General features: G+C 55.5%; 8 protein-coding genes. 4 read left to right on the plus strand and 4 right to left on the minus strand.

Features of this window, described 5'->3' with window-relative positions:
* Position 1 precedes the first annotated feature (1 nt).
* From WH50_RS21705 to WH50_RS21715, 3 genes are all read right to left on the minus strand, one after another.
* Complete coding sequence (locus WH50_RS21705; RefSeq protein WP_104155769.1) at positions 2-790, minus strand: endonuclease/exonuclease/phosphatase family protein; 789 nt, start codon at positions 788-790, stop codon at positions 2-4.
* Positions 791-823: 33 nt separating this feature from the next.
* Positions 824-2,245, minus strand: coding sequence for a phospholipase D-like domain-containing protein (locus tag WH50_RS21710; RefSeq protein WP_110189318.1), 1,422 nt, complete (start codon positions 2,243-2,245; stop codon positions 824-826).
* Positions 2,246-2,506: 261 nt separating this feature from the next.
* Positions 2,507-2,752: a DUF2789 domain-containing protein gene (locus WH50_RS21715; protein ID WP_110189319.1), complete on the minus strand. Its 246-nt coding sequence runs from the start codon at positions 2,750-2,752 to the stop codon at positions 2,507-2,509.
* Between the two features lie 486 nt (positions 2,753-3,238).
* On the opposite strand from WH50_RS21715, the gene WH50_RS21720 reads away from it, so the two are divergent.
* On the plus strand, positions 3,239-4,546 hold the full coding sequence (locus WH50_RS21720; RefSeq protein WP_110189320.1) for a tryptophan--tRNA ligase: 1,308 nt from the start codon (positions 3,239-3,241) through the stop codon (positions 4,544-4,546).
* Between the two features lie 53 nt (positions 4,547-4,599).
* Positions 4,600-5,448 (plus strand): sulfurtransferase, encoded by an 849-nt coding sequence (locus WH50_RS21725; protein WP_110189329.1) that lies wholly within the window; start codon positions 4,600-4,602, stop codon positions 5,446-5,448.
* 139 nt (positions 5,449-5,587) lie between these two features.
* On the opposite strand, the gene hrpB is transcribed toward WH50_RS21725, so the two are convergent.
* Entirely contained in the window at positions 5,588-8,068 is a 2,481-nt protein-coding gene (gene hrpB / locus WH50_RS21730) for an ATP-dependent helicase HrpB (protein WP_110189321.1), read from the minus strand.
* 336 nt (positions 8,069-8,404) lie between these two features.
* Between hrpB and WH50_RS26425 the strand changes: the two genes are divergently transcribed.
* Positions 8,405-8,554, plus strand: coding sequence for a hypothetical protein (locus WH50_RS26425; protein ID WP_165838513.1), 150 nt, complete (start codon positions 8,405-8,407; stop codon positions 8,552-8,554).
* An 87-nt stretch (positions 8,555-8,641) separates the two neighbouring features.
* Entirely contained in the window at positions 8,642-9,100 is a 459-nt protein-coding gene (locus tag WH50_RS21735) for a tetratricopeptide repeat protein (protein ID WP_110189322.1), read from the plus strand.
* Positions 9,101-9,366: the final 266 nt, after the last annotated feature.

Genomic DNA, 9,366 nt, shown 5'->3' on the forward strand with positions numbered 1-9,366 from the left:
GTCAGTTGAAGTGCAACAGATGCTGGCGGGTATCCAGCCTGAACTGGGCATAGAGCATGTTATGGTCGGAAAAGCGGCTGCTCGACAGGCAGCTGGCATGATGCAGAGACAGACCACGGTAGAAGATATGATCAAGCGGGTGCCCCATAAAACGCTTGATCAGATGCGGGTGCTGAAAATGAATGGGGCGCAGTTCCAGAGCGTGGCAAAACTGCTGTAACGTCAGCTCCCTGCGGGTGCTCCAGCTATTGAAATCACCGGCGACAATCATTGGTCCACGATGATGGCAGAGCGCTTCGGCCAGCAGGCTGACCTCTGCCTGATACTCCTTTAATCCCTTGAAGTTAATGGCATGAATATTTGCCACGCACAGGCTGTGGCTATCCGTGCTGGCATCGTGGGTTGCGCCCGGCAGTGGGTAATAGGTGATCAACGCGCTCTTGTGCGTCTTGATAAACACTTCCTGTGTAAAGCTCAGCAGTGGCGAGGCATCCAGTACGCGGGTATCGCTGGCATTGAGCACGCCATAATAGCGCCCTTTGACTTGCAGATTGGGTGCCGCTTCATAGCAGAACTGGTCCAGAAAGAAGTCTTCACCACTGAACGCCGCTTCCTGAAACAGCACAATATCGAGTGGCAGATGATGGGTCTGGGCGCGGAAAAAACGCTGGAAGGCGGCCCGCTGATTGTTCTTATGGGTATTCAGACAAAGCAGCCCGAAATCCTGCTGAAGCATCTCACGCGGTGGCGTACGCCCACAGCGGTGATGGATGATGCTGGGCTTGAACATGAGGCCTCCAGCGCCAGTAGACGTTAGCTCGCTCTATAACTGCGGAGCGAAGATACGCATCAGATTTTCAAAGAAGCGACGAAACACCTTCACTTTCTGCATGTTGCGACTGGAGTGCTGTAACAACCCCAGCATCCAGCTTTCTACCTCATCAATGATGCCCGGAGAGTAGGCAAAGGTGGCGACCTCATAATTGAGGAACAGGCTGCGATTATCCATGTTGACCGAGCCGAGCATGACACCACTGCTGTCCAGCAGGATGGCTTTGGCGTGCAGCATACTCTCTTCATACAAGGCGACATGTACACCGACATCTTCCAGCTCTCGCATATAGCTGCTGCGCCCCAGATCAGCCAGCGCATGGTTGGAGTTGCGTGGTGTGATCAGCTTTACGTCGATGCCCTTGTGCTGGGCAATGATCAGGGCTCGGAGCAGGCTGTCATCGGGGACGAAGTAGGGGGTGACAATCCAGATGCGCTCTCTGGCGCTGTAGATGGCGCTGAGCAGCGACTCATAGAGTGCATCGGAGCGAATATCCGGCCCTGAAGGCACCACCTGCATATAGGTGTCGCCGCAGGTGGAGGGGACTTCCTCCGGAGAGGGTTTGCTCTTCTCTCCCGTAGCGTAATTCCAGTCCGCAAGAAAGATCTGGTAGTAGTGAAAAACAGCCGGTCCCTCGATCAGAAACAGCAGGTCCTGCCATTGTTTCGAGCAGCTCGGTCTGCCCTCCAAAAAATGTTCATCCGGGCCCATACCGTCAGGGCTCATATATTCAGCTGAAAGATTCATGCCGCCGCTGAGAACGATCTTGCGGTCAAAAAGATAAATCTTACGGTGATTGCGCAAGTTGATGTAACTGCGCAATGGAAAAGCCAGCAGGGGCATGAAGAACACTACGATGCCCCCTGCCGCTCGTAATTCATCAAACTGCTTCTGGAAAAAGTAACTGCGATAGGAACCCACGGAGTCCAGCAGCAACTTGACCTCGATGCCCTGCCGCGCCTTGTTGGTCAGCTCGCGCAGCAGAATACGGGTCGTCCGGTCGCGGCCGAAAACATAGGTACTGATCAGGATACTGTGCTGAGCCGCGCGAATGTGGTTCAGCATGCTGGTAAAGGCACGCTGGCCGCTGGTGTAGAACTCGTAGCGATTCCCTTTGGTCGGGGCGGGAATACCATTAGCCTGCAGGATGCCGGAGACCGCGTTGTTGCTCAGTGAGCTGCTGATCTCGATATCCTGCATTTCAAACATCGACTTGTGCTTCAGGCGTGCGCGTTTGCGCACGCCAATAATGAAATACAGCGGCACCGCAATATGCGGCAACAGCACAATGGCCAGTAACCAGGCCATCATGCTGGTTGGCGTGCGCTTCTGATAGATCATGCTGAACAGCGCGATCAGGTAAAGCAGGATGGACGAGCAGATGATCGCCAGATAGATCAGGTCGTAGTTCATGGCATCCCTAGATTGGATCGAGTCTGCGCCTGAGTGAGGCTCAGGTGCCGCTTCCTTACTCTTCTATATAGATTTGATTTGCATAATAAAAAAGGCTGGTCCACAAGGAAACCAGCCGTAAAGGGAGAGGTATGAGAGAGGAGGCTGAAGGCTAATGTGTAACTCGAAGATAGGTTTACCTGTGTCAGTAGAAAATTATTAACTCTTTAATCATCAAGTGCGGCGGATTAGCACGTTATCCGGCACTGACTGCAAACATGGCTAATGCGTTGGGGTGGCGCGCATCATCACGTTCAACTCGTCGACCACTTCAGCCCAGTCTGAGTCTTCTGCCAGTGCGTCACGTAGGAAGCGTGATTGTGCCAGGGTCCAGCATTGAGCCTGGTGGAGGAGAAGTTCATCTGGCAAGGGACTGTGATGACTGATGAAGTGGTCAATTTTTGCCGAATCATCCGGTAAACCCAGTTGTTGGAACAGGGTGTTCAGGGTATGTGGGGTGGTATCCATCAAGATGACCTCCTTCAGGTCGCTGTTTGCCTCACGTGATCCGGTATTTCTTGTTTTAAGGTTGGGGGCGGCAAACTCAAGATCAGCTGAGTTGAGGATTTTGCGTGTTGCTATCAGGACGATTGCTTGTTTTTCATACAGCTGTCATATCTGCAAAAAGAGGACACTCACAGTTTGCAAAACAGTTTGTGATCACAGGGGGGGGCAAGGGTGGGGCCGCAGGGAAGAAATTTTCACTATGGCTGGCAGCCGTTTTGTACATCAGATAACGGTGTTCAATGGCAATTTGCATTTCTTTGCCTGAACTGTAACGAATGCCGTGACACTGGGTGTAAAGGTTGATTAGTATGGGGTTTTCCTTTAATGGCGGCCTATTCGGAAGAGTAGATATAGCAATTCGCGCCGTCCTCCCCAGTGATCCTGTCCCTGAAAGTGTGCTTCATGCCAGTTCGGAGGGCAGGCTGGCTACAGCAACAGAGTCAAGGGATGAGTAAGAAAACCATCGTTCTGACCGGTATCACAACCACCGGTACTCCTCACCTGGGTAACTACGTAGGTGCCATTCGTCCAGCCATCGAGGCCAGCCGCAATCCTGATGTGAGCAGCTTCTACTTTCTGGCCGACTTCCACGCGCTGATCAAGTGTGACGAGCCCGCCCGGGTATATCGTTCACGTCAGGAAATCGCGGCTACCTGGCTGGCCATGGGGCTGGATCCACAGGTCGCGACGTTCTATCGCCAGTCAGATATTCCTGAAATCACCGAACTTACCTGGATTCTGACCTGTCTGACCGCCAAGGGCCTGATGAACCGTGCCCATGCCTACAAGGCATCGGTGGATGCCAACCAGGCTGCTGGCAATCCTGATCTGGATGACGGTATCACGATGGGGCTGTTCAGCTACCCCGTGCTGATGGCCGCAGACATCCTGATGTTCAACGCCAATCAGGTACCGGTTGGTAAGGATCAGGTCCAGCATATTGAAATGGCTCGTGACATTGCCGGGCGTTTCAATCACACCTATGCGCCGCTGTTCACCCTGCCTGAAGCTGTAGTGGGCGAAGAAGGAGCAGTCTTGTCGGGCCTTGATGGTCGCAAGATGAGCAAAAGCTACAACAACACCATCCCGCTGTTTGTCGAACCTGATGAACTGCGCAAACTGATCTATCAGATCAAGACGGACTCCCGCATGCCGGGTGAGCCGAAAGATACTGAAGGCAGCTCACTATTTGAAATCTACAGTGCGTTTGCTGATCGCCAGCAGCGCGATGCCATGGCCGCACGCTTCGCAGCGGGCGATGGCTGGGGTGAGCTGAAAGAGCAGTTGTTCGAGTTCCTTGATGCCCAGCTAACTGCGCCACGCGCAGAATATAAGCGCCTGATGGCGGATCAGGGCTACCTGGAGCAGATTTTGCGCCATGGTGCGGAAAAAGCGCGGGCCTACGCGACCCCTCTGATGGATGAAGTGCGTCGGGCAGTGGGTCTGAACAGCTTTACTGCTGGTCTGGTGCAAGATGACAGGCAGCAGGGTAAGAAGGCCGACAAAGAGCTGACTGCCGATGAGCAGGCAAAGCTGGATGCCGGTAAGGCACGTGCGCAGGAGATTGCCCGTCAGCGTGAGGCTGAAGCACGTCAGCAGGCGGAGGCCGAGCTGCAGCAACTGCTGGAGGCCAGGTCCGGTGATCTGGCGGCACTGGCGGCTGACCTGCTTGATCAGCATGAAATCGCATCGAAAAAAGACAAGAAGGCGCTGCGCCTGAAACTTGATATTGTCGAAGAGTGGCAGCAGGCCTGAGTGGCCTCACCCTGTTCAATGGCATTGCAGCGGAAGCATCGGAGAGAAATGCTATGGGATACGAAACACTGATTGATGCTGCTACCGTGCTGGACAATGTGCACCAGCCACAGTGGCGGATTGTTGACTGCCGCTTCAGTCTCGCTGATACCGAGGCTGGCCGCCGAGCTTATCAGGCTGGGCATCTCCCCGGTGCCAGCTACGCCCACCTTGATGAAGACCTGTCTTCGCCTGTCACCGCGACATCGGGCAGGCATCCTTTGCCGGATGAGCAGGCTTTCCTGCAGACGCTGGGCAAATGGGGGATCAGTACCGATACGCAGGTGGTGGTCTATGACGACACCGGTGGTGCAACGGCGGCACGGTTGTGGTGGTTACTCAAGCGAGTTGGCCATCGTGATGTCGCGGTGCTGGATGGCGGTCTGGCCGCCTGGGCCCAGGCAGGTGGTGAGCTGGTGACCGACTTGCCTGCGGTGGTGGACAGTGGTGCTTATCCTGCTTCTGTGGCGTTGGTACAGACTCGTAGTGCAGATGAACTGCTGGCACAAATGAGTGACCCTCGCTGGCAGCTGGTCGATGCCCGGGCTGCCGAACGTTTCCGTGGTGAAGTGGAGCCGCTGGACCCCGTTGCCGGGCATATTCCCGGCGCAATGAACCGGCCGCTGCAGCAGAATCTGCAGCCGGACGGGCGTTTCAAGTCTTTCAACCAGTTACGTGGCGAATGGCAAGCCTTGTTGGGCGAGGCGACGCCCAAAGAAGTGGTGCATTACTGCGGCTCGGGCGTGACTGCCTGCCACAACCTGCTAGCCATGGAACATGCGGGCCTGACTGGCAGCCGCCTGTACCCCGGCTCGTGGAGTGAGTGGTGTAAGGATGCTTCTCGTCCGATGGTGACCAAGTAACCTCGCAGCACAAGCAGCAACGCGCTCGCTTCAGCATACTCGCGGGCTTCATGACAAAGCCGCTGGCGTTTTCGCCAGCGGCTTTGTTGTTATGGGGGCAGCCTCAGAGAGATGTTCAGCAGCCTGTCAGGCTGGCGAGTTAACGTGGGCGAACGCCACGGATAGCTTCGGCAGAAAAGGGGTCTTCCGGCCAGTAGTGCTTGGGGTAGCGTCCTTTCAGGTCCTTACGTACCTCATGGTAGGTAGACTGCCAGAAGTTGCGCATGTCGCGGGTAATCTGGATAGGGCGACGGGCAGGTGACAGCAAGTGAATCAGCAGTGGCAATGTACCTTGCAGCACCGCCGGGGTGTCCAGCTGACCAAACATTTCCTGTAGCCGGACGGCCAGTACCGGTATTTCCGCGATGTAGTCGATACTGACTTGCGAACCACTGGGGACCGTCAGACTGGTGGGCAGCAAAGTGTCCAGCATTTGCCGCTGGGGCCAGTCCAGCTGATTCAGCAAAGCCTCGTACACATTGATCTTCCTGACTTCACTGAGACTGTTCATACCTTGCAGGTAGGGGGCCAGCCAGTTATCCAGATTGGCCAGCAGTGCTTCTTCACTCATATCGGGAATGACGTGTTGAGTCCCGGGCCAATGCGAATGTTTCGAGCGCAAATGGCCTAATCGAGCCAGTAGCTGGCTGGCGTTGTCATCCAGTTGCAAGCCAGATAATCCGCGCTGGCGGATGGCTTCCAGCAGCGCTGGCACTTTCAGTTCATCTGCCAGTGAGTTCGCGGGCTTGCGGGCCAGGATCAGGTTGCCCAGTCGTTGCTCCTGGAAGGCTTCCAGTCGCTCAGTCTCATCATTCCATTGGGCACGTTGTTGCCAGTCGAATGCTTCAGGGAAGCGCAGCTGTAATTCGCCCAGACTGATGGTGACAGCCTTGAATATGCGTGCCTGCCTGATCTTGCCGTCCAGATCTGCCACTACCAGCCAGTCCTGATGCGCGAGACTATCGTGCTCAGCTAGCCACGCCTGCTGGCCGCTGACCAGCTGGAACTGGCCTGTACCGCGTCGCTGGGCAACACGATCAGGATAGGCATAGGTCAGCAGCAGTCCTAAGCAATCCAGTCGGGGCGTTTGTTCAGTAGGTAGTCGCAATCCTCTGCACCAGCTGCGACTCTGGGCTTCAAGCCGACGATACAGAGGGCCGCGACGCTGACTGAGAAGCTGTTCAAGGCGCTCTCCCAGATCACTGCTGGCATCCAGAGAGTCGCGCTCCTGCAGCATGGCGGCCAGCCAGACTGCTGCCATCTGTTCGGCTTTGCCCAGCACTGCTGCCTTTAAAATCATCACCGCCAGTCGGGGGTGGCATCCCAGTGCAGCCAGCGATTTGCCAAGTGCGGTGGGCTGGCAGTCTGGCTTCAGGGCGCCCAGATCTGACAGAAGCTGCCGGGCCTGCGCTAAGGTTGCCGTGGGGGGAGGGGTGAGCCAGGGCAGCGCATTACTGTCCTGAATACCCCACAGCGCCAGCTCAAGTGCCAGGGGTGACAAGTCTGCCTGCAGCATTTCAGGCTCAGTGAAAGCCTGTAATGGCTGATGCTCAGCCCAGGCGCGCAAGCACAGACCGGGGCCTTGTCGGCCAGCTCGGCCGCGGCGCTGATCGGCACTGGCCTGTGAGACACGTTTGGTTTCCAGGCGAGTCATGCCCGTGCGTGGGTAGAATTGCGGTACGCGCATCAGGCCGCAATCGATAACGATCCTGACGCCGTCGATGGTCAAGCTGGACTCGGCAAGTGATGTGCTGAGTACCACTTTTCGATACCCTTCCGGATCGGGTCGAAGTGCACTCTGCTGCTGTTCCAGAGAGAGCTGGCCGTGCAGTGACAGAATCCGCAGAGGCAGTTGTCGTGAGGCCAGTTCATTCTCCAGACGGCGAATCTCGGCAATGCCTGGAAGGAAAACCAGAATGTCGCCGTCGTGCTGATGGCTGGCGCGGACGACAAGTGAGGCCAGGTGGCTTTCCAGCGACACCTGAGCGCTGGCTGGCGGATGATACTCAGTGGTGACCGGATACTGCCTGCCAGCACTATGTATCACAGGCGTTGATGTGCCGAGTAACTCCAGCAAGGGACCGCATTCCAGCGTGGCAGACATCAGTAAAATACGCAGATCTTCGCGCAGGTTGTTCTGGATATCGAGCGCCAGTGCCAGCCCAAGGTCAGCATCGAGCGCGCGTTCATGAAATTCATCAAAGATGATGGCGCTGATGCCTTCCAGTAGCGGGTCATCCTGAATCATCCGGGTCAGGATGCCCTGCGTAACCACTTCTATCCGCGTGTGTTGACTGATGCGACTGTCCAGTCGTACACGGTAGCCAACCTCTGCCCCGACGTCCTGACCAAGAGAGGCGGCCATAAAACCAGCAGCATGACGAGCGGCAACGCGGCGAGGCTCCAGTAGCAGAATTTTGCCGCCCTGTGTCCACTCCTGCTCCAGCAGGGCAAGAGGGACGCGTGTGGTCTTGCCAGCACCGGGAGGTGCCACCAGAAGGCATCGATTATGCATGGACAGGTTGAGAAGCAAGTCCTCCATCACCTCATCAATAGGTAGGAGTGCACTGTTATTCTGCATGGTCGGCGATATTAACTGAGAAGGTGGTTCCCGCTGTGACGGGATGGGAGCGGCAGTATAGCAGGTCTGGCTGGCTATTAAGGCCGCTGAATTGTCGGCATGCTGCAGCGGTGATCACAAGCAGCAGTGAAGCTGTCAGGCTCGGGAGTAAAGTTGGCAGTTTGCTGAGTGAATTGAGGAGGGATCAGTGCCGACAACAATACTACACTGGAAACAAGGTTCGAGCTGAAAGTCAGGTTCGGTAGTTCAGTCAAGTAGTCTGCAAGGTGGTAGTCGCAGGCGTTCACATCGAGTTCACCATAATGGCGTGTGTTGGTTCCCTAAGGAGGGAAGGTCATGGTCGCTCAAGTGATTAGTTACGAAGAGTTCAAAAAGCGCAAATTCGTGCAAGAGCGCGAGAAGCGTGTGCAACGCATCAGAGCGCAGTTTGCCCGAGCGATGGGGATGGATGTGAAACCTAAAAAGCGTCCATCACCTTGGCATTAATAAGGATATTGAATACGTCCTCTTGTTTCATTTCTGGCGGGCCGCTAGTTTCTGGACCATCTGGTTTCAAGGAAAAGAATACCGAGCATGTCCAGTTTTACGGCCCATCTGTTCTACCCTCTGGTGAACGGCTTGTTCCATGCAGCGTGGTGGTCCCATGCGGAGAAACGCCATCATTGGACTATGCGTGCGCTGCGTTGGTGCGCCGAGAGAGGGCATTTGCAGGCGCAAAGCCAGATTGGTCATCTATTGTACTTTCGCGGTGTGAATGTGCAGGCCAAGCTGGATGGGGTAGGTTTTATTGTGCGTGCCGCTGAAGCTGGTGACAGTAAAGCGCAGTACCAGCTGGGGCGTATCTGGGAGCAAGGGTTCCAGCATGTGGGCCCGGATCTTAGTCAGGCACGTGCCTGGTATGAGAAAGCTGCGGAACAACATCATCCGCTGGCTATCAGTCGACTGATCTCTGCTTACAGTGAGGGTGGTCTGGCGTCTTCAGTCGATGCCGCCAAGGTCAAGTACTGGCTGGGAGTGCAGAGTCAGCTTTAGGAACACGTCCTGAGCCGCTAGCATCTCCGCAGATTGACGTCCCTGTACTATCTAAGTTTTCGAGCCTTATGCTTTAACAGGTCGTTGAAAATCTATCTGCGTTGCCGAATACCGCGTCAAAAACAGGCTCAAAATGCTCATTTAGTTCACTAAACTCCGCTTTTTCGCCTGTTTTTTCCTTGTCTCGGCTGCCTCGATAACGTTTTTCAACAGCCTGTTAGGCCTGCAGCACATTCTTACCGAAACGCTGTCGCTGCATCTCATTC

The organism is Pokkaliibacter plantistimulans, assembly GCF_003194385.1.
Classification (GTDB): domain Bacteria; phylum Pseudomonadota; class Gammaproteobacteria; order Pseudomonadales; family Balneatricaceae; genus Pokkaliibacter; species Pokkaliibacter plantistimulans.